Source organism: Alteromonas sp. AWM4_230, assembly GCF_056158305.1.
This window is the reverse complement of record NZ_JBSWTB010000001.1, coordinates 3,772,423-3,793,749: the sequence shown is the minus strand read 5'-3', so window position 1 is coordinate 3,793,749 and position 21,327 is coordinate 3,772,423. Positions and strand designations below refer to the sequence as shown.

The following is a 21,327-nucleotide window of genomic DNA, read 5'->3' as shown; positions in this document are numbered from 1 at the left end:
TACATGGATAAGTTAATGGTGCTTTGGGATAGCACCGCACTTGCGCATTTTGAAGCAGGCCAGCTCATCATGATGGCGGTAGGCTTCGGTTTACTCTATTTAGCCATTGTTAAGAAGTTTGAGCCACTGCTCTTATTACCCATTGGTTTTGGAGCACTGCTTACGAACATTCCAATTGCTGGTTTTTCAGAAGCGGGTGGCTTACTGCACTACATCTATAAAATTGGCATTGATACAGGCGTCTTCCCATTGCTCATTTTTATGGGAGTAGGCGCAATGACAGACTTCAGCGCGCTTATTGCAAACCCTAGAATGTTGCTGCTTGGCGCAGCCGCACAGTTCGGTATTTTTGCAACCCTATTTGGCGCTATTGCGTTAAACCTTATTCCTGGTTTCGAATTTACGCTAAAAGATGCAAGTGCTATTGCCATTATAGGGGGCGCAGATGGGCCCACGGCTATCTTCCTTGCTTCACGTTTAGCTCCTGACTTACTAGGTGCTATTGCGGTTGCCGCTTATTCTTACATGGCGCTGGTGCCTATTATCCAGCCGCCCATTATGAAAGCGCTGACCACAAAAGAGGAACGCGAAATTAAAATGGGCCAACTTCGGCCTGTATCAAAGCGTGAAAAAATTATCTTTCCGCTCGCCGTGTTGTTTATGACGATTTTGTTTTTACCAGCCGCAACGCCGCTCGTAGGTATGTTCTGCTTTGGTAATTTGATGAAAGAATGTGGCGTAGTAGACAGGTTAAGTAAAACAGCCCAAAACGAACTTATCAATACCGTGACCATATTCCTCGGTTTAGCCGTGGGTTCTAAGCTATCAGCTGAGGCATTCCTTACAGTGGAAACCTTGGGTATTCTGGGCCTAGGCGCAATTGCATTTGGTATAGGAACCGCTGCTGGCGTGTTAATGGCTAAGTTAATGAGTAAGCTATCGGGCGGGAGTATAAACCCGCTCATTGGTGCTGCGGGTGTATCTGCCGTGCCTATGGCGGCGCGAGTCGTGAATAAGGTTGGCTTAGAAGCAAACCCTCATAACTTCCTGTTGATGCATGCAATGGGGCCTAATGTAGCCGGTGTTTTAGGAAGTGCGGTCGCTGCAGGTATTTTGCTAGCACTGGTTGGCTAACTAGCGTAACGCAAATTTGATATTGAGAGGGCAGTTTACTGCCCTCAGCGCTTTAACGGATTGTATTTTGCGGCACTAGCGACTGGTAAGCGGTAACCAGTTTCTTTGTGCGGGTGTGCTGCGGCCACCTGAAAATAGTTTCAGTTTTACCTTCCTCCACAATTTCGCCGCCTTCCATCACCACAACTCTATCTGCAATATGCCGGACAATCCCTAAATTATGGCTGATGAAGATAAATGCTAAGCCCAGCTCTTGCTGTAGTTGCAGTATTAGGTTCACAGTCTGCGAGCGAATAGTAGGGTCTAATGCAGCAAAGGGTTCATCTGCAACAAGCACTTTGGGTTTTAGTACTATAGCCCTAGCCAATGCCACGCGCTGCTGTTGGCCGTCAGAAAGCATGTGCCGGTAAAAATAATAATGCTCGCGTAGTAACCCTACCTTTACCAACATATCTTCGATAATAGGCTTGCGTTCGGCTTCGCTAAGACCTGTATTCAAACGCAAGGGTTCGTCTAGGATTTTTCCTACCGGAACCGATGGGTTCATCGATTCCGCACTGTGTTGCAGAATCATTCGAATGTCGTGGGTCCGCTTGCGTTGGCCGTCTTTCGACTGGTACTTGGCTAAATACTTGTGAGTGTTTATTTCAATTTCACCCGCATCGGCAGGTAGGGCGCCAACTAATAATTTAGCAAGAAGGGATTTACCCGAACGGTTTTCCCCTATGATGGCAATAGTTTCCCCCCGTTTAACACTCATATTAACCGGACCAAGTTGAAATACCTCAGGCCGCTTTAACCAGCGCTTCTTTTCGTTATGTATAAACGTGAGGTCTTTTACCTGCAAAATGTCCATCACAGCTTCTCCATATGTAGCGGGTAATGACAGCTGTAGCTATGATCGTGAATTTTGCGTACGGCGGGCGTTTGCACACAAGCGCGCTGAGCTCGTGGACAGCGGGGGCCTAAACGACAACCAATAGGCAAATGTTGTAGCGTTGGTATAGAGCCGCTTAACGTAGGTAGCGCAGACTTAGGCGGTAAGTCTTTTCTAAAGCTTGGCGCACTGTCTAATAGCGCTTTAGTGTAAGGGTGAAGAGGGCGCTTTTTAATGTGCTTCATCTTTCCCGATTCTACCGTTTGCCCCGCGTAAAGAACTGTCATTGAATGTGACATACTCGCAATGGCAAGCAAATCATGGCTGACAAACAAAATCGATAGAGAGCGAGTTTGATTAAGACGCGTAAAGAGTTTTAGGATCTGCGTCTTGGTTGTGGGCTCCATACCTCGAGTGGGATCATCTGCGATAAGTAATTTGGGTTGAGACACTAGCGCCATCGCTATCATGAACTTTTGCCCAATATCAGCGGGAATTTGGTGAGGGAATGCACTTAAGTAATGCTTGTGATGCTTTATTCCCACCTTATGTACAGTACTTATCGCTATCTTCTTTCTGTGCTGCGCACGTTGCCAAAACCAGCTACCTTCAACAAATTCATCAGGAATGCTTTCTTCAAGCTGTTCACCAAGCGTGGCCGACGGGTCAAGCGCCGCTTGCGGGTTTTGAAAAACCACCGCAATTTCACGGCGCATCACTTCACGGCGCTGTTGAACCGACATACCTAATAGGTTTTCTCCATTCCAGCTCATGCGGTCGGCGGTTAAATTCCACTGGTTTGGAAGCGCTCCGCATATCGCCGATACAATAAGGCTTTTACCAGAACCTGACTCGCCCACAAGTGCACGAATCTCGCCTGAACTCACTGACAAATTTACCTTGTCCAGAGCCTTTATGGTGCTGTCACCGTTTTGCATTTCTAAGGTGAGGTTTTTGATATCAAGCATTGGCATGTTAGTGACTCACCCTTTTTCTCAGTGATGAACGCAAGCCGTCACCCACGATATTGATAGACAGTACAATAAAAAATATCGCCATACCGGGTACCGCTACATTCCAAGGCGCTAGGTAAGTAACGTCTAATCCGTCAGCTAGAATTACACCTAATTCAGGTAACGGTGATTGAGCCCCCAAGCTTAAAAAGCCAAGCGCCGAGATATCAATAACTGCGATAGAAAGAGCCAGTGTTCCTTGAACCACAAGCATTTCCGTCATATTAGGTAGAATAGAGTGAACAAAGAGCTGCCATTTGCTTGCACCGTCAAGCGTTGACGCAACAATGTAGTCTTTCTTCATTTCTGCGCGCACGAAACTGCGCGTGTGGTGCACAAATTGAGGAATAAGGGCTAGGGTAATAGCCCACATACTGTTGACCAAACCCGTACCAAGTATTGCAACTATGATGATAGCAATCAGTAGGGTAGGGATCGCCATAAGCGCATCGAGTAAGTGATTCGCAACACTTGAGCGAACCCCGCGTAACATACCAGCAAGCGTACCTAAACTTACACCAACTAGCATCGCAAGTACTACGGTTAAGAAGGCCGAGCCCAGCGTTGTTCTGCAGCCGTAAATAATACGGGTAAATAAGTCTCTTCCTAACGCGTCTGTGCCGAACAAATGGGTAATAGAACCATTCGCTAACCAGCTAGGCGGAATTAGCAATCCGTCGATGTTCTGTTCAACAGCGTCATAAGGGGTAATGAGAGGGGCGAATAAGGCGCACACCACAAATAGCGCTAGCAGAATTAAACCCAGCATAGAAATGTGGCTAGCCTTGAACGAAGCCCAGGTCCGTTGCCAAGGGGAAGGATGGAATTCTTCTTCGTACAAACTAAACTGTGGCACGCTCGTATTTCTCTCTACTTGGGTCAATCATACGGTTTAATACATCGACCAGAATCGTCAGGGTAATTACTACCGTGGATACCGCCATCATACCAATACGTAAAGCAGGGTAATCCCGTTGATAGATGGCTTGAATTAGCCAGTTGCCAATTCCTGGCCATGAAAACAAGGTTTCAACAATCATTGCATTGGTTATAAGCGTAGTAATTTGAATCGCCATCAGCGGCAAAATGGGAAGTAGTGCATTACGTAGTATATGGCGAAAGAATATTTGCCAACTAGAAAGCCCGCGAGACACGGCTGCAGCAATATAGGGGCGATGTTTTACATCTATAACTGAGCGCCGAGTTATGCGTACCATCGAGGCCGTGGTTATGGCGCCAATAGCAAATGTAGGTAGCGCTAAGTGTGATAGTGCATCTTTAAATGCTAAGGATTTGTTTTCGATATCCGACAGTAAAACATCAAATAGAATAAAGCCGGTTACTGGCTCTATGTCGTAAATTAAACTTATTCGACCAGACAATGGGGCCACGTCTAATTCCAAACTAAATACCAGAATAAGCAGCAGAGCGAACCAAAAAACAGGGAAAGAATAGGTAGTAATGCTCGCACTATTTATTAAGTGGTCAGACGTTGAATAACAGCGAATGCCGGCGTAATAGCCTAAGGGGATGCCAATAAATAAGGCCATCAGCATTGCGTACGTGGCCAGTTCTATTGTAGCTGGCATCGCTATACCTACTTCCTCTCTTAAGGGCAGACCGGATGTGAAACTATAGCCCCAATCACCAGTCAGCAAATTACCTACATAGTAAATAAACTGAAAAATATAGGACTGGTCTAGCTTAAACTGTTTCTCTAACGCGGCCCGCTGCATCTCATTTTGTGGCACAAGCCCGGTCAGGTTTTCCAACGTATCGCCTGGAAAAAGGTAGGCCAGCGAGAACGAAATAATCGTCAACACTAAAAGCGTTAATATGAATAATGTGCAATATCTAAGGAGAATTTGGATCACAGTGCTTTCTCTACCCCGCCAAAACGCACACCGCCAAAGGGATTAATAGTCATGCCTTCTAACTCATTTCTATATGCTTGATAGCGATAGGCATGTGCAATGGGGACCACAGGAAGACGTTCGTATAATAGCCTATTTACTTGCTTGTAAATAGCCGTTCTCTCGTCAATGTCATCGGTTTGAAGCGCCTCGTTAAGTAGCTTGTCATAACTATCATTGCACCACATTGCCCGGTTCGTTCCAGATGGGATTGCTCCGCAGCTCAACAAGGGGCGATAAAAGTTGTCAGGGTCGCCGTTATCGGCAGACCAGCCGATTAATACGGAGTCGTGCAGACCTTCTTGTAGATGACGTCTAAATGTAGCCCAATCGTAACTAACGATAGTTGCATCTACGCCCACATCGCGAAGGTATCGCTGAATCAGCTCGGCCATTTTCGTTGCGTTGGGGTTGTAAGCGCGCTCGACCGGCATGGCCCATATTGTCATTGAAAACCCTGGGGCTATTCCTGCATCGGCCAATAACTTACGCGCTAGAACAGGGTTGTAAGCTGTATCATCGGCGTCGTTTTGAAATGCCCAGCTAGCCGCAGGCAGTAGGGTTTTTGCTCGTGTTGCACTGTCGAAGTAAACCGCTTCTAATAATGTGTTTTTATCAATAGCTACGGCGAGCGCTCGCCTTACATCGGGGTTATCAAACGGCGGGCGCTGAGTATTAAAGGCCCAAAAGCCTACATTTAGCCCAGGTTTTTCCGCTAATGTCAGATCGTCCTCTGTTCGAATCACTTCAAGTTCCGTTTGTGCCGGGAATGCAGTTGCATCACATTCTCCAGTCATCAGCTTAGCTAGTCGTAATGAACTTCTTGGAGTGATGTCAAAAATGAGCTGCTCAACCAAGGGCGTTTCTAGCTTTTTTTGTTGGCTTAAACTTTGTAGCTCTGATGTTATGTTGCTATCGCTGTTGTCACCTTCTCCAAATGACTGTGTGCGCCAATAGTTTTCATGGCGTAAATATTTAATAAAGTGGTCTTTGCGATAGCTGTTGAATTTAAACGGTCCAGTGCCAACGGGAAGTTCATCAATTTTGCTAGGTGTTCCAGCTTCAGCAAGTTGTTCGGCATATTCTTCTGACAGAATAACGGCGAAGTCTGTGGCTAAATTAGACAAAAATGAGCTGTCACGACGCTTAAGCGTAATTTCAACGCGATAGCCGTTTACCCGTTCAACTGACGCAATATTTTGAGCAAGACCAATACTTTCAAAATACGGATAACGCCCACCCGACACATAATGGTAGGGATGCGAGCGCAAACGCCATCGGTTGATGCTAAAAATAACATCGTCTGCGTTGAAGTTTCGTGTTGGCTTGAAATAGTCCGTTGTGTGAAACCAAACATCTTTGCGAAGCTGAAAGGCGTAGGTGAGCCCGTCATCACTGACTAGCCAGCTACTAGCAAGACTTGGCACAATGCGACCAGAATCGGGGTCGAAATCAAGTAGTCTATCGTACAGTTGGTGAGATGATGCATCAGAGGTTGTGCTCGATGTATCAAGCTGCGGATTAAAAGTTACTGGGTTGCTTTCTGAACAATAAATAATACCCGTATTATAAAACGCTTGTTTATTCTGCTTAGCACAGGATGCAACAAGAAGCGCTGTACATAAACATAATGACAAACGCTTCACCAAACCATGGGACATGCTCTACGCCTCGACGTTTTCAGCGGAAGAATCTAGTAAGTTATATTTTTTGAGATAGCCTCGCAGCTGATGATAAGTCAGGCTCAATTTTTCAGCGGTTTTCTTTTGATTAAACTGACTGTCAGCAAGTGCCTGTTTTATCATATCTATCTCATGTTGTTGAGAGCGTTCTTTCAAATCTATGGGATATTCGACAATTTCCTGCGTTTTAGCAGGGGTGAGTGGTGTAACGTCAGCACTTTCAACACGTTTACCTACCACTGGCGTGTCTGGCTGCGCAACAAGGTTAGGCGAATCTGTGGCGCTCACTCTATCATTTGTTTTAACTCTACCTTTCGGACGGTAGGCTGACTCGAAGGGGTCTAACACTATTTCATGGACGGGAAGGTGGGGGTTATTCGTTCTGTATACTGCACGTTCGACCACATTTTTAAGCTCACGGATATTACCAGGCCAATCATAATCAAGCAGAGTGCGTTTTGCTTTTTCAGTGAAGCCGCTAAACAGTTCCATTTCCATTTCACGGGCCATATTAATAGCGAAGTTTTCAGCTAACATCATGATATCTTCTCGACGCTCGCGAAGGGGCGGGATGGTGATAACGTCAAAAGCAAGACGATCGAGAAGGTCTGCGCGAAATTCACCGGCATCGGCAAGGGCTGGCAAATCTTCATTGGTAGCTGCGATAAGGCGTACATCGGTTTTTACTGACTTACTGCCACCTACGCGCTCAAATTCGCCATATTCCACTACCCGCAGTAGCTTTTCCTGAATAAGACCCGATGTGTTAGCGAGTTCGTCAAGGAATAGGGTACCGTTATGCGCCACTTCAAAGCGACCTTCGCGACGTTTCGAAGCGCCGGTAAAGGCACCAGCTTCATAACCGAAAAGCTCACTTTCTAATAGGCTTTCACTTAGTGCCGCGCAATTCAACTTAATGTAGTTTTGGTCCCAGCGCTTTGATAAGAAGTGCAGACGCGCAGCAATCAGCTCTTTACCAGTGCCTCGTTCGCCAATGACGAGAACGGGTTTGTCTAGTGGTGCAATCTGTGAAATTTGCTCTAAAACTTCTAGAAAACTATTTGCTTGGCCAAGTAAATTGTCTTGCTGTCGATACCTACTCATTAAATCCCTCAAAAATTAGTCATTTCGACCAATTAATAGTGTAGAACAAAAGATATTGATAAACGAGCATTATTTGAGCGCATGGAAAATGTATATAAAATAATAGGTTAGCATCTGAATAAAGTTGGCAAGTATATTGAATGCTACCTATACCAAGAGTAACCTATTTATCAAGTGTGGTGTTTTCTAACACTTACCATTTTTAGCAAGAGGTAATTATTATGGGTATCTTCTCGCGTTTTACAGATATTGTGAATTCGAATATTAATGCGATTTTAGACAAAGCCGAAGATCCTGAGAAAATGGTTAGATTAATCATTCAGGAAATGGAAGACACGTTGGTTGAGGTGCGCTCTGCATCTGCAAAGACGCTAGCGAATAAAAAGGAAATTGCTAATCAAATTGCAAAGTATGAAAGCGATGCAAATGATTGGGAAGCAAAAGCAGAACTTGCGTTAAGCAAAGATAGAGAAGACTTGGCGCGCGCTGCGCTGCAAGAAAAGAAAAAGTCTGCAGAAGCTGCTGAAGCGCTAAGTAAAGAATTGGCCGTTGTTGAAGAACAAATCAGCAAGCTTCAGGATGAAATTGGTCAGCTTCAAGAAAAGCTTGCCGATGCTAAGAGCCGTCAGAAAGCCATTATTATGCGTCAGAAAACCGCAAGCTCTCGTCTAGAAGTCAAAAAGACACTAGATAGTACGAAAGTAGATAATGCAATGGGGCGCTTTGAGCAATACGAGCGTAAAATCGATGACCTTGAATCACAGGTGGAAGCTTATGATTTGGGTAAAAAGACGCTGCAAGATGAGTTTGCAGAGCTAGAAGCCAGTGACAAAGTGGAAGACGAACTAGCTGCGCTTAAAGCCAAGGTAAAAGGTGCAAATAAAAGCACTGAAAAATCAGAATAATAAAAATAAGGTATACCCTCTTGATGGAAAACCGTGAAGAGGGTAGTTACATCAGAGTTTGTAGGAGACATTGAGATGGACGAAGGTACAATTGCAGTGTTGGTTATGCCCCTTGTGGTGTTCTCAATATTTGTTGCTCCCATTTGGCTAATTTTACACTATCGAAGCAAAAAGCAGGTCAATCAAGGATTGAGTGTTGAGGAGCACGCCTCTTTACAAGATCTTGCTGAAAAGGCAGAAAAAATGAGTGAGCGTATTGAAACATTAGAGGCCATTCTAGATAGTGAGGCGCCAGAGTGGAGGAATAGAGCATGAGAAATGGTAAGCAGCTCTATCGCAACCCCGAAAATGCACGCATTGCAGGTGTGTGTTCAGGTATAGCCGAATACTTTGGGTTGGAAACCTGGTTAGTGAGAATCTTAGTCGTTACCGGTTTCTTTCTACTTGCAGGTCCGTTTATCTTTGTCGCCTACATAGCCGCTTGGTTCATTTTAGATAAGAAGCCTGCTGGCCTTGATGATAAGCCTACAACACCGGTTTTTTCAAAAGGTAAAGGCTGGACGAATCCAAACGCTGGACAGGTAAAAAGCCCTAAAGTTGAGGTGAAAACCAAAGTTTGGCAGGCTGGAGAGCCACCGAAACAGGCGTTTCACGATATTCGCAATCGCTTTGAAAAAGCAGAAGTTCGTCTACGTAAAATGGAAACCTATGTGACGTCTCGTGAATATCAGCTAAATAAAGAAATCAGCCGTCTATAGCTGGCCTTACAGCTCACAAGAATCTAAAAGAAAGCCGCTCGCAATGGGCGGTTTTTTATTATCTAAATCAAGCGCTTTAGTTGCCTATGTAAAATTCCTGTTACAGCAAATATGAAGTTGTCATGAGGTCATCCACTTTTCGGCGCCGTGAATTTCATTAGACTAAAAGGTAAGTTATTTCACACCTATTGGTTACAGAAGTTATGCCAAAATCAACGCAATACCAGTCGAGAGAATCTGATGAAAATGGCATTATTCATTGGTCAGATGAAGAAAACCAAATTTGGTCGGAGCTTTATGCGAGACAAATTCCACTGGTAAAAGAAAGAGCGTGCCAAGAATATTTGGACGGGCTTGATTTGTTGAAATTGAACGAAAAAGAAATTCCTCAGTTGCCAGACATCAATAAAGTTCTGATGGAGAAAACGGGGTGGCAAACTGCTGAAGTGCCTGCGCTAATAAATTTTGGTGAATTTTTTAGGTTGCTGGCAAACAAGCAATTTCCTGTCGCTACTTTTATTCGTACTCGAGAAGAGTTTGATTATCTTCAAGAGCCCGACATTTTTCATGAGGTATTTGGACACTGTCCGCTTTTAACAAATCCAGCTTTTGCTCATTTTACCCATACATATGGTAAGTTGGGCCTAGCGGCCAGTAAGGAAGACCGTGTTTACTTAGCGCGTCTTTATTGGTTCACGGTAGAATTCGGACTAGTGCGAGCCAAAGATAAGTTAAAAATATATGGCGGGGGTATCTTGTCCTCACCAGGCGAAACTATTTATGCGTTAGACAGCGACACACCGTTACGCAATCCACTAATTGCTATCGACGCTCTGCGAACACCTTATCGTATCGATATTATGCAGCCTCTTTATTATATCCTGCCGGAATTCGACCATTTGTTTGAATTAGCAGAAATGGACATCATGGCACTCGTGGAAAAAGCAAAATCGTTAGGGTTGTTTTCCCCACTTTTCCCACCGAAAGAGAAAAAAGCCAGCTAACGCTATTGTTAATTAAATGTGTTTTATATAGGATGCCGCTCATCGAAGCGGCATTTTTTTGTCTCTGGGGTTTAGTCCTTTGTCCTTGTGTAGTTTGTGCCTCAAACTAAGCTGCTTATCGCAATTTTAAAGTTCTGTAACATTTATCTTGTTATCTTTTTGTAAAAGTGTGATATCCTGTACATATATGTTTACAATAAAGCTATAACACCCTATGCGTCTAGAAATAAGCTGTCAGGACCGTCTTGGTATCACTCAAGATGTTTTAGATATCCTCGTTACCAAAGAAATAGATTTGCGTGGTATTGAAATTGATCCCGCAGGTAAAATTTTCCTCAATTTTCCCAACATTGAGTTTGCTGATTTTCAGCATCTTATGCCTCAGATACGTCGCATCGACGGTATCGATGATGTAAAAACAACTTTATTCATGCCGGGAGAGCGAGAGAAAAACCAACTTTCTGCAATTTTAAGAACATTACCTGATCCCGTTTTCTCTATAGATGCAAAAGGCAATATTTTATTGTGTAACGAAGCGGTGAGCGCAGGGCTTGAAATGCCAAGCACTGAAATCATCGGTACCGAAGTTAGTGAAATTGTTAAGGGGTTTAACTTTACTAAATGGATGGATGGAAAGTCACCAGGCCCACAGTCTTCAAAAGTGAAGTTTATTCAGCAGGATTATCTTGCCGATATGCTGCCGATCACCGTACCAGATGGTGAACAAAATATGATTATGGCAGGCGCCGTAGTTATATTGAAATCGGAAATGCGCCTTGGCCAGCAGTTTACTGCTTTCCACCAGTCGCCAACTGACAGTTTCGACCGCTTTATTGCTCAGTCACCTTTTATGAAGCGAGTGGTTCACGAAGCCAAGCGCATAGCAGATTTAGACGCACCTATTTTAATTTTCGGCGAGACAGGTACGGGTAAAGAGATGATTGCCAGAGCATGTCATCAGTCTAGCCGCCGCAGTGAAGGGGCGTTTTTAGCACTCAATTGCGCATCGCTACCCGACAGTGTGGCAGAGACTGAGTTGTTTGGTTACGCTGCTGGTTCGTTTAACCAGCCAAGCGCTAAGGTGGGGCTATTAGAACAGGCAAAAGGCGGTACGCTTTTACTTGATGAAATCGCCGACATGTCTTCACAACTTCAGGCCAAATTGCTTCGGGTTTTAGAGGACGGTGAGTTTAGACGCGTGGGAGACTCGGAACCGGTGAAAGTCGACGTGCGATTTATTTGTACTACGTGCCGAGACTTAGGTCAGCTGGTGGAAGAGGGGCGATTTAGAAAAGAGCTGTATTATCGCCTAAACGTGTTGAGCTTAGTAATGCCGTCTTTAAAAGATAGAAGGCAGGACATTGTGCCGCTGGCCGAATCTTTTATTGTACAGCACAGTACTAAACTGGGTCGCCGTCCCGCAAAACTTAGCAAGTCTTGCGTAGATTTCCTTCAGCAGTATCCATGGCCTGGTAATGTAAGACAGCTTCAAAATGCCCTTTACCGTGCATTATCACTGCTAGATGGAAAGGAAATTACCAAAGAAGATATTCAACTGCCAAGCTGTGCACCTAGTGTTACCTATATAGATGAGAACTTCGAGGGAACACTAGATGAGGAAGTGAAGAAGTTTGAAAAGGACCTGCTCAAGCGCTTATACCCTTCCTATCCAAGTACACGCCAATTAGCGAAAAAGCTAGGATTGAGTCATACTGCCATCGCCAATAAGTTGCGAGAGTATGGCATCAACAAAGCGACTGTTAAACTATAACAAACTAAAAAGTATTGCCCTTTGGTTCACGCATAATGGCAAAGGGCAATACAGTTTGAGCCTTTCTAGTAACCCTACGCATCCGTTACGATTAATTTACATTGCTTGCAGAGCAGACTATCCGCGCCTTTCGTTACCGATTAACAACTTTGTGCGTACACCCTTTCTTACAGCCAAACAAAACTTCGTAGCTCAAACACTTCTCAAGTTGTACCAACTAGTGGCATAACAGTATTCACATAATACTTACAATCTGCTGGCGCTTTAAGACTACTCTCATTTCAAATTATACAAATCGAGAGCTTAGGCAAATGGGCCAAGCAAAAGAGATATGTCGAGGAACGAACAATGAAACTAGCGACCTATAAAAATGAAACCCGCGATGGCTGCCTGATGGTAGTGTCAAAAGATCTTTCTCGCGCTTGCAGTGCAAAGGACATTGCAAAAACAATGCAGCACGCACTGGATAATTGGAAAGAGATAGCGCCTCAGCTTCAAATGAAATACCAAGCACTTAATGACGACACCTGTGAAAGCGTTCCGTTCGACGCTTCTCGCTGCGAGTCTCCTTTACCACGTGCGTATCAATGGGCTGACGGTAGTGCTTACGTAAACCACGTTGAATTGGTAAGAAAAGCACGAAATGCAGAAATGCCCGAAAGTTTTTGGACCGATCCTCTCATGTATCAAGGTGGTTCAGACGATTTTATTGGGCCTTTTGATGACATTATTCTGCCAAGTGACGACTGGGGCATTGATTTTGAAGGCGAAGTTGCCGTTGTTACCGATGATGTGCCGATGGCATGTTCACCAGAACAAGCCTCAGAGCGCATCCGCCTTATTATGCTGGTTAACGATGTATCCCTTCGAGGTTTAATCCCTGGTGAACTAGCGAAAGGGTTTGGCTTTTTTCAGTCTAAACCGGCTTTTAGCTTCTCGCCGGTTGCAGTAACACCAGACGAGTTAGGTGATGCTTGGAAAGATAATAAAGTTCATCTGCCGCTACGTTCAACCTATAACGGAGAATTGTTCGGCAAGCCCGAAGCGGGACAAGATATGACCTTCGATTTTGGTCAGCTAGTTGCACATGCAGCGAAGAGCAGAAACTTGGGCGCGGGAGCAATTATTGGCTCTGGTACAGTGTCAAATAAGCAAGGTACAGATCATGGTTCGGCTATTTCTGAGGGTGGGGTAGGTTATTCATGTATTGCCGAAGTGCGTATGATTGAAACGATACGGGATGGCAAACCTTCTACGCCTTTCATGCAGTTTGGTGACCGTATTCGAATTGAGATGCTAGATGCAAAGGGTAACTCAGTATTCGGTGCTATCGAGCAGCAGGTAAAGCCGCTAAGCTAAAGAATAAGCATCGATAAGGGGCGAAAGGGGCAACGGCTTTTTGTTCACTGACAGGCTTTTATATGTAAAGCTGGTCGTTGTGTTTCGTCCAATCATTAATAGAGGGTAAAGCGTTGTTGCATAGCAACAATTAGCGTTTTCCTCGGCTGCATGTTTGACTGATGGAGTATTACCATGAGCATCAAGCTTTACGGTTATTGGCGTTCAACCGCCACGTATCGAACACGAATTGCACTTAACTTAAAGGGTGTTGAGTACGAGTATGTGCCAGTGCATCTTGTCAATAACGGCGGGGAGCAGCATAGCGGTGAGTATTCACGGCTGAACCCTGCACACCTTGTCCCCACTTTTGTTGATGAAGACGAAGATATCATTCTTAATCAATCGCTAGCTATCATTGAATATCTCGATGAGAGATACGAGAGTGAGCACAGGCTAGTGCCAGAGCACTTAACAGAGCGTGCTAGAGTAAGAGCGTTAGCGCAAGATATTGCCTGTGACATTCAACCCATAGGCAACCTTCGAGTGTTAAATGCACTTAAAGGTAATTTTGAGGCCTCTCAGGATGATGTGGCTAATTGGGCTGCGCATTGGATTGCGTTAGGGTTTGATGGAATTGAAAAGCGCCTGCAAACCCAAGCTGGTAGGTATTGTTTCGACTTCGACGTTACCCTTGCTGATATCTGTTTAGTACCGCAAGTGTATAACGCACAGCGCTTTAACGTGGATATGACCCGCTATCCGCTAATCAGTAAAATAGCGAACAACTGTAATGAGCTGAATGCATTTGAAAAGGCGAGACCTGAGAGTCAAACCGACGCAGTTTGAATGGTATGGGGTCAGAGTCATGACTCTGACCCCATAACTTTTTGCTATTGACGTTTTATTGGTAGCTCTGTGGTGTTTTTCACTTGCTTCAATGCGAAGGTTGAACTTAAGTGGTCCACAAGAGGAAGGTGGGTCAATTTCGTTTTAAGTAAAAATTCGTATTCTTCAATACTTTCCACTATCACTTTCAGCAAATAGTCTTTTTCACCGCTTGTGGTGTGGCACTCTACTATTTCATCAATGTTTTGAACCGCATTTTCAAAGTCGGTCAGCGAGTCACCGTCATGGTTTTTGAGCGTGACATAGATAAAAACTGATACACCTAAATTAAGCTTCTTACTGTTTAGCAGAGTAACTTTACCTAGGATGATTCCATCGGCTTCCATTCTCTTTACGCGACGCCAACATGGTGTATGCGACAAACCAACACGTTGACTTAAATCTGCCATTGATACCGTGGCGTCTTGCTGAAGGACGCGCAAAATTTCACGGTCAAACTTATCCAATTTCATTAACACTGTTTCCGTCGTCTTTATGATGTTTATTATATATCAAAAAAAATTCTAGGATAGCTATCCTAGAAAAATAGTATTCAATTCTATTGCGTTTCAGTTTGTAAAATTCATTAACAAACTTTGCAAGGCATGTCCTCAGAACTATCAGATACACTTTTCAAAATGTCGATGATCTTTGCAGTACCGCCGCTAGACCAATAAGTGTATCGCAAATTGTTATCAGACTCTCACATCATTCCAAATGAGCACCGTCTAGAATTCGTGACAGCTCAGACTTGGATAAGTTTTAATTCATCACAGTATTAATAGGGAAAATATGTCAGTTTTTGATCACCCAGAGTTCGATAACCACGAACACGTTGCGTTTTATCACGAGGAAAAAGCGGGCCTGAGTGCCATTATTGCTGTACACAACACTAACCTCGGCCCAGCCCTTGGCGGCTGTAGGATGTGGCCCTATGTTAACAGTGGTGAGGCGTTGACTGACGTATTGAGACTATCTAAAGGGATGACATATAAAGCTGCAATGGCAAATTTAGAACTTGGCGGTGGCAAGTCGGTAATAATCGGTGACCCTCGAAAAGCAAAATCGCCGGAAATGATGAAAGCGATGGGTAAATTTGTCGAGTCACTGGGTGGAAAATACTTCACCGCTGAAGACTCGGGTATTTCGGTAACAGATTTACAAACCATGGCAACTGAGTCTGATTACATAGCGGGGGTCAAAGCACAGTATCACTATGCGGGTGAAGTTCCTGATGGAAACCCAGCACCATCCACGGCGTATGGCGTTTTCGTAGGTTTAAAGGCTACCGTAGAATATGGTTTGAAGCGCAGCTTGGATGGGGTCAGTGTGGCCATTCAAGGAATGGGGCACGTTGGCTATCGTCTTGCTAAGCATTTACATGAACATGGCGCTAAACTTTACGTGGCAGATATTTATCCTGAAGGCGTGGAGAAAGCGGTGAGTGAGTTCGGCGCAACTGCGGTAGCGCCAGAGGAAATTTTAAGTTTAGATGTGGATGTACTTGCTCCTTGTGCATTAGGGGCAGCAATAAACGACCAAACGCTACCGGCAATTAAAGCTAAAGTGATTGCAGGCGCAGCTAACAACCAGCTTGCCCGTGAAGACATCGGAGAGCTGCTTCAACAGCGCGGCATATTGTATGCGCCAGATTATGTGATCAATGCAGGCGGTGTTATTGATATCTTCCATCAGCGTATGGAATCGAGTTCGAACGAAGCATTACGCGCACATATTGAACAAATTGGCGAAACGCTGAAAGAAATTTATACCCGCGCTGAGCAAGAGGGGGCGGCAACTAACCGTGTCGCAAACGTAATTGCAGAAGAGAGATTTTCTATAAAGGGTTGAAAACTCTTGGCCAAATAGTCATAATGCGCCCCGCACTCAGGCAGGGGCGAATGACTTTGCTTTGAATGCGATTTTCTATGGTGGGCTTTTGGTCCTCCCGCAATGATACTCTGTGAACCCGGTCAGGCCTGGAAGGGAGCAGCCGCAGCAGACGACTCATGTGCCGGGATGTGGCTGGAGGCCCGCCACCCAAATCACTTATTCTACTTCTTCTATACCTTCTTCCGTATTTTCTTTCTTACTTTTATCTGCTTCGTCTAAATATTTCAGTGCTTTGCTAATCGCGTGCTCAACATTCATTTCCATTTGATTGCGTTCACTTTGCGGCAGGTAAAATGCCATATCAACTTCGTATCGAATATAACGCGGCGGCACCTGATTGAGCGCAAGACAGCACAAATCTGCCAAATAATCGGGGCTTTTGGTCGTATCAAGACCAAGTTTGCTAATTCTTTCTAAGACCAAGTGCTCGTAATAATTGTGAATATCGTCGTCTAGTTTCACCTTCGTTCCCCTTATAGTTTTTGTAAGCATCGTGCTTTAGCGTTTTGAATAGTATGCAAGCAATACGTTACACAAGTAGCCTTAAGCTTAAAAGAGCCCCAGATCAAGAAAGCCTTTGAGCTTTTAAGAAACCCTTAGCTTAATTAAAACCTCTAGCTCAGATAAAGCCTTTACACTTGTAATGGATACATTCGTTTACGCCCACAGCGATACGACATTACCTTCAGCTATGTCGCCTTATAATGTATAGCTTGTATTCTGGGGATGTCGAGGTGACAGTGTTAGTATTACACGGTTCAAATCAGTAATAAGGCAATAATAAAATGAAGAAAAATATAGAGCCCTGCTACTACGGCGATTACTTGCATTTAGATAAGGTACTAGGCGCGCAAGAATTGCAAAGTGAGAAATACGGCGATGCGGCCCACGAAGAGATGTTGTTCATTATCGTACATCAGGTTTACGAACTTTGGTTTAAACAGGTCCTTCACGAACTCAATGCCGTTATTGATACGTTTAACCAAGAAACGGTGAAAGATCAGCAGTTAACGTTAGTTGTACACAGACTGCAGCGAATCATACAAATTCAAAAACTTATGAACGACCAAATTGCCATTATGGAAACCATGACACCGCAGCAATTTCTGTCGTTTCGAGATTATCTTGTGCCCGCATCGGGCTTTCAGAGTATCCAGTTCAAACGTTTAGAAATTTCTCTCGGCTTAAAACGTGACTTTAGGATCGATTTTGACAAGCAAAGCTTTTATAACCGGCTTACTGACAAGGACCGGGCACTGCTCGAAAGTTTAGAAAGCAAACCAAGCTTGTTTGAATTGGTCGATGATTGGCTTTCTCGCATGCCCCTTTTAAAAACGGAAGGGTTCGATTTTTGGCAATACTATAAAAATGCTGCCGACGAGATGTTGAAAGATGACCATAGCACTATTTCTACTAGTGATATGTTGTCGCAGACAGAAAAGCGTCAGGAGCTGAAAGACCTAAAAGCCACTAGAGAAAACTTCGATGCCTTGTTTGATGAAACTAGATTTGAAAAACTTCGAGGTGGAGATAAGTTTCGTTTAAGCCATAAGGCCATGCTCTCAGCTTTATTTATTAAGCAATACTCGGAAGAGCCGATATTCAATCTTCCTTTTCAACTTATCACAGCACTTACTGAAGTAGATGAACAATTAACGATATGGCGCTATCGGCATGCAATGATGGTCCAGCGCATGCTAGGTACTAAAATAGGGACGGGCGGCTCTTCTGGTCACCACTATTTAAAGAAAACCACCGAGTCCAATCGTATCTTTCTAGATTTCTTCAACATGGCAACATTTTTATTACCTAAAAGTGCGTTGCCTGAATTGCCTGAAGCGGTACGTAAATACTTGGGGTTTTATTTACAGCAATGAGCAAACTTAATTTATTAACTTTATCTTATGATTTCTTCAGCATTTTTCTGTTCGTGTAGGGACCAAGTAAAAAGAAGTATCTGGGGTTGTCTAGCCTAATAAATTTGAATTTAAGTTTTTAAGTAAAAATAAAGTGTCCTTTCAATTGTCTTGTGGATTTAAATTCCGGTACGAAATTTAACCTTATGAAGGTTAAATAATAACCAGTTTGGGTGGGCGGTATGAAAAATAATCAGAAATAAATTGGGTGCATTTTTTACATTTTATCTAATTGTAATAAAAGACTTTATTTCGTTTTTGTAGCTATTTTGTTACAACTTTCTTTATGGCCTCGAAAAAAAAATTGAACTTTTCAGAACCGTTTATCTGATCCTTATTGACCCTGAATTGAGCTTATGTTTATTATCTTTATGAGGTCCAAACCTTACTAATAATAAATCGTTATAAAGACGATGCTGAAATGCTAAAACGTATTTTCAAGTCCAGGGAGACAATACATGTTTACAAATTCTAAGCTGGCTAAATCAGTCAAGCTAGCGTGCGCGTTTGGTGCTGCGTCCGCTTTTTCATTCTCAGGTGCTGTTAATGCACAAGAAGAGCAAGAAGCTGTTGCTGTTGAAAAAATCGAAGTAACAGGTTCACGCATCAAGCGTAGTGACCTAGAAGGCGCTGCTCCTGTTGTATCTATTACAGCCGCTGATATTAAACTTGAAGGTGACTTTACTGTTGCTGACGCGCTTCGCTCAAGCTCACTGAACTCTTTCGGCTCGTTCTCAGAGCGTTCAGGTAGTTCTGCACAGTCTCAAGCAACTATCAACCTTCGCGGTGCTGGTTCTCGTCGTACGCTAGTACTTCTTAACGGTCGTCGCTTCCCAGGTTCACCTACACTAGGTGGTGCTTCTGCAAACCTTAACGCTATCCCAATGGCTGCGGTTGAGCGTATCGATATCATGACTGAAGGTGCTTCTTCAATCTATGGTTCTGACGCAATGGCTGGTGTTGTAAACATCATTCTTAAAGACAACTTCGAAGGCCTGACTTTCAATATCGGCGCAGGTATGCGTGAGCAGGACGAAGGTACAACTTCTGCTGAGTTCTCAGTAGTTGGTGGTATTTCTAACGACAAAGGTAACGTAACTTTCTCGTTCGATCACCAGCGTCGTGAAGGTATTTCTGATGCAGACCGTGACTACACCAAAGCAAAAATTGGTGATTTCGACGGCGACGGCGATATCCAAGCATACACTGCTGATACTGTAGGTTGGTCTTACTTCGGTGCTACTGTATTGTCTCCAGACTTCGCAGAAGCTCAAGCTTCACCTCTTTGTGATAGCCTAATCTCTGAGTACGGTGAAGATACATTCCGCCGTGTAGACGCTGATGAAGATTGGGGCGAAGGTTCTGAGTACTGTATGTATGCGTACGCTAACGTATCTTACAACACTGCATCAATTGACCGTAATACACTATATGTAAGTGCTGATTACGAAGTAATGGAAGATGTTGAGTGGTTTGGTCAAGCAATGGTTGTTCAAAACTCATCATTTGGTCGTTACGCTCCACCTGCTGCTGCATGGACTGACATGGATGCTGACAACCCTCACAACCCTTACGGTGTTGACGGTGCATACGGTCTATTCCGCTGGGTTGGTATCGGTACTCGAGACGGTAACGTAGACGACTACAACCAAGACTACACAACTGGTCTTCGCGGCATGCTAGACTGGAACAATGCTGAGTGGGAAGTTTACTACCACTTTAACATGGCTGATAACAAATCAGTTGGTCAGTACTACCTTTCTTACTCAGGCCTTGCATATAACGAACAAAATGGTATCGACCTAGGTTCAGACGAAGGTGTTGCAAACATGAAAGCAACGACCCTTCAAGAGTCTAGCTCACGCTTCCACCAATACTACGCGGGTATCGGTTTCGACATGTTCGAACTACCTGGTGGTATGGTTGCTCACTACTTCGGTGCTGAGTTCTTTGAACAAACTTATGCTGACATCTATGACGGTCAGTCTGAAGCTGGTCTAATCGGTGGTTCTGCAGGTAACTCATCTCAAGGTGACCGTGACGTAACAGCAATCTTCTTCGAATCTGTTCTTCCAGTATCTGATACTGTAGAAGTAAACATTAAAGCGCGTTACGATGACTACTCTGACTTCGGTAGCAAGCTGTCACCAGCAGTGTCTGCTCGTTGGGAAGTTGCTGATGGCCTAGTACTTCGTGGTTCATACTCTGAGTCTTTCCGTGCACCAGGTCTTGACCTTCTAAACGCTGCTCGTACGTTCTCTGCAGAAGATGCGATTGACTATAACAACGGTTCAACTGTTGAGCGTCAGTACGACACTTATTACACAGCTAACGCTGACCTAGATGCTGAAACGTCTGATTACCTAAACTTTGGTGTTGTATATGACGTTAACGATAACGTTAGTGTTAAACTTGACTACTTCAATCTATCGATTGACAACGTAATTCAAGCGAAAACGCTTCAGAATCTACTTTCTGACGAAGCTGCAGGTCTAATCACTGCGGTTTCTGTAGATACAGACACCTCAGACGAGACTTTCTACCTTAAGCGTGCAGCATCTGGTGTTCTAGTTGAAGCTGGTACTTCATACTTCAACGGTGCAGGTTTTGAAATTGAAGGTATCGATTTCACCCTTAATGCGAACCTAGAAACTGAATTCGGTAACTTCCGCTTCCAGAATGTTAACTCTTTTGTACTTTCTTACGATCAGGAAGTTGGTGGCATCGTTCAGGATATTGCTGGTTGGTCTGGTAGCCCAGACTTTAAGTCAGTTGCAACTGCAGTTTGGAGCTTTGAAGAGCATACACTTGCTTGGAACATGACTTACACAGACAGCACGTCTGAGTTCCAGACAGCGCCTGTAGATGCGGACGGCAACACTATCGTAGGTCCATACGACATCAACGGTAAGCTTGATAGCTGGTTAATCCATAACGTAACTTATACGTTCGATATGGCTGACTACGGTTCAATCACGCTAGCTGTTAACAACGTAACTGATGAAGATCCAGTATTCTCATCAAGCGGTACATGGGATAACCAAGACCTGTACAACAACTTTGGTCGTGACTACCGTCTTAACTACCAAGTTAGCTTCTAAGCATAGAATCTAGTTTAAAAAAGGCCGAGC

19 protein-coding genes and 1 other RNA gene are annotated in these 21,327 nt (G+C 44.1%); 12 read left to right on the top strand and 8 right to left on the bottom strand.

Going from position 1 to position 21,327, the window contains the following annotated elements:
- The first annotated feature begins 3 nt into the window (after positions 1-3).
- The gene (locus ACXACS_RS16375) at positions 4-1,134 is read left to right on the top strand and encodes a sodium ion-translocating decarboxylase subunit beta (RefSeq protein ID WP_214993825.1); all 1,131 of its coding nucleotides are present in this window, start codon (positions 4-6) and stop codon (positions 1,132-1,134) included.
- A 52-nt stretch (positions 1,135-1,186) separates the two neighbouring features.
- Here ACXACS_RS16375 and ACXACS_RS16370 read toward each other — a convergent pair whose 3' ends face one another.
- The 6 genes from ACXACS_RS16370 to pspF are packed head-to-tail and all read right to left on the bottom strand — an operon-like array spanning position 1,187 to position 7,723.
- On the bottom strand, positions 1,187-1,990 hold the full coding sequence (locus ACXACS_RS16370) for an ATP-binding cassette domain-containing protein (protein WP_118489956.1): 804 nt from the start codon (positions 1,988-1,990) through the stop codon (positions 1,187-1,189).
- Positions 1,990-2,985 (bottom strand): peptide ABC transporter ATP-binding protein, encoded by a 996-nt coding sequence (locus ACXACS_RS16365; protein WP_179982689.1) that lies wholly within the window; start codon positions 2,983-2,985, stop codon positions 1,990-1,992. Before ACXACS_RS16365 ends, ACXACS_RS16370 begins: the two co-directional genes overlap by 1 nt.
- 1 nt (position 2,986) lies before the next feature.
- Entirely contained in the window at positions 2,987-3,880 is an 894-nt protein-coding gene (locus tag ACXACS_RS16360; RefSeq protein ID WP_474808142.1) for an ABC transporter permease subunit, read from the bottom strand.
- A complete protein-coding gene (locus ACXACS_RS16355; RefSeq protein WP_474808141.1) occupies positions 3,867-4,898 on the bottom strand; it encodes an ABC transporter permease subunit in 1,032 nt (343 codons plus the stop codon). The genes ACXACS_RS16360 and ACXACS_RS16355 overlap by 14 nt, the downstream gene beginning before the upstream one ends.
- On the bottom strand, positions 4,895-6,598 hold the full coding sequence (locus ACXACS_RS16350; protein WP_474808139.1) for an ABC transporter substrate-binding protein: 1,704 nt from the start codon (positions 6,596-6,598) through the stop codon (positions 4,895-4,897). Before ACXACS_RS16350 ends, ACXACS_RS16355 begins: the two co-directional genes overlap by 4 nt.
- 3 nt (positions 6,599-6,601) lie before the next feature.
- Positions 6,602-7,723, bottom strand: coding sequence for a phage shock protein operon transcriptional activator (pspF, locus tag ACXACS_RS16345; RefSeq protein WP_474808138.1), 1,122 nt, complete (start codon positions 7,721-7,723; stop codon positions 6,602-6,604).
- A gap of 221 nt (positions 7,724-7,944) precedes the next feature.
- On the opposite strand from pspF, the gene pspA reads away from it, so the two are divergent.
- The 7 genes from pspA to maiA all read left to right on the top strand — a co-directional run bounded on the left by pspA (position 7,945) and on the right by maiA (position 14,348).
- Complete coding sequence (pspA, locus tag ACXACS_RS16340) at positions 7,945-8,628, top strand: phage shock protein PspA (protein WP_474808134.1); 684 nt, start codon at positions 7,945-7,947, stop codon at positions 8,626-8,628.
- 75 nt (positions 8,629-8,703) lie between these two features.
- On the top strand, positions 8,704-8,943 hold the full coding sequence (gene pspB, locus ACXACS_RS16335; RefSeq protein ID WP_025254416.1) for an envelope stress response membrane protein PspB: 240 nt from the start codon (positions 8,704-8,706) through the stop codon (positions 8,941-8,943).
- Entirely contained in the window at positions 8,940-9,386 is a 447-nt protein-coding gene (gene pspC, locus ACXACS_RS16330; protein ID WP_474808132.1) for an envelope stress response membrane protein PspC, read from the top strand. Before pspB ends, pspC begins: the two co-directional genes overlap by 4 nt.
- 203 nt (positions 9,387-9,589) lie before the next feature.
- The gene (gene phhA, locus ACXACS_RS16325) at positions 9,590-10,390 is read left to right on the top strand and encodes a phenylalanine 4-monooxygenase (protein ID WP_474808130.1); all 801 of its coding nucleotides are present in this window, start codon (positions 9,590-9,592) and stop codon (positions 10,388-10,390) included.
- Positions 10,391-10,604: 214 nt separating this feature from the next.
- On the top strand, positions 10,605-12,161 hold the full coding sequence (gene tyrR, locus ACXACS_RS16320; protein ID WP_474808129.1) for a transcriptional regulator TyrR: 1,557 nt from the start codon (positions 10,605-10,607) through the stop codon (positions 12,159-12,161).
- A 348-nt stretch (positions 12,162-12,509) separates the two neighbouring features.
- Positions 12,510-13,520 (top strand): fumarylacetoacetate hydrolase family protein, encoded by a 1,011-nt coding sequence (locus ACXACS_RS16315; RefSeq protein ID WP_474808127.1) that lies wholly within the window; start codon positions 12,510-12,512, stop codon positions 13,518-13,520.
- Positions 13,521-13,694: 174 nt separating this feature from the next.
- Positions 13,695-14,348, top strand: a complete 654-nt coding sequence (maiA, locus tag ACXACS_RS16310; protein WP_474808126.1) for a maleylacetoacetate isomerase — start codon at positions 13,695-13,697, stop codon at positions 14,346-14,348.
- A gap of 44 nt (positions 14,349-14,392) precedes the next feature.
- Here the strand turns inward: maiA and ACXACS_RS16305 are convergent, their stop codons facing one another.
- Positions 14,393-14,860 carry an Lrp/AsnC family transcriptional regulator gene (locus ACXACS_RS16305; protein ID WP_014948689.1) on the bottom strand — a complete coding sequence of 156 codons (468 nt, stop codon included), beginning with the start codon at positions 14,858-14,860 and terminating at the stop codon, positions 14,393-14,395.
- Positions 14,861-15,179: 319 nt separating this feature from the next.
- Here ACXACS_RS16305 and ACXACS_RS16300 point away from each other — a divergent pair, with 319 nt between their 5' ends.
- Positions 15,180-16,238 carry a Glu/Leu/Phe/Val dehydrogenase dimerization domain-containing protein gene (locus tag ACXACS_RS16300; protein ID WP_474808124.1) on the top strand — a complete coding sequence of 353 codons (1,059 nt, stop codon included), beginning with the start codon at positions 15,180-15,182 and terminating at the stop codon, positions 16,236-16,238.
- An 86-nt stretch (positions 16,239-16,324) separates the two neighbouring features.
- Positions 16,325-16,421, top strand: an RNA gene (ffs, locus tag ACXACS_RS16295) — signal recognition particle sRNA small type.
- 15 nt (positions 16,422-16,436) lie between these two features.
- Here ffs and ACXACS_RS16290 read toward each other — a convergent pair.
- Positions 16,437-16,742, bottom strand: coding sequence for a late competence development ComFB family protein (locus ACXACS_RS16290; RefSeq protein WP_179982700.1), 306 nt, complete (start codon positions 16,740-16,742; stop codon positions 16,437-16,439).
- 323 nt (positions 16,743-17,065) lie between these two features.
- On the opposite strand from ACXACS_RS16290, the gene ACXACS_RS16285 reads away from it, so the two are divergent.
- Positions 17,066-18,157 carry a tryptophan 2,3-dioxygenase family protein gene (locus ACXACS_RS16285; protein WP_474808123.1) on the top strand — a complete coding sequence of 364 codons (1,092 nt, stop codon included), beginning with the start codon at positions 17,066-17,068 and terminating at the stop codon, positions 18,155-18,157.
- 497 nt (positions 18,158-18,654) lie between these two features.
- Positions 18,655-21,297 (top strand): TonB-dependent receptor domain-containing protein, encoded by a 2,643-nt coding sequence (locus ACXACS_RS16280; RefSeq protein ID WP_474808121.1) that lies wholly within the window; start codon positions 18,655-18,657, stop codon positions 21,295-21,297.
- The last annotated feature ends 30 nt before the right edge of the window (positions 21,298-21,327 follow it).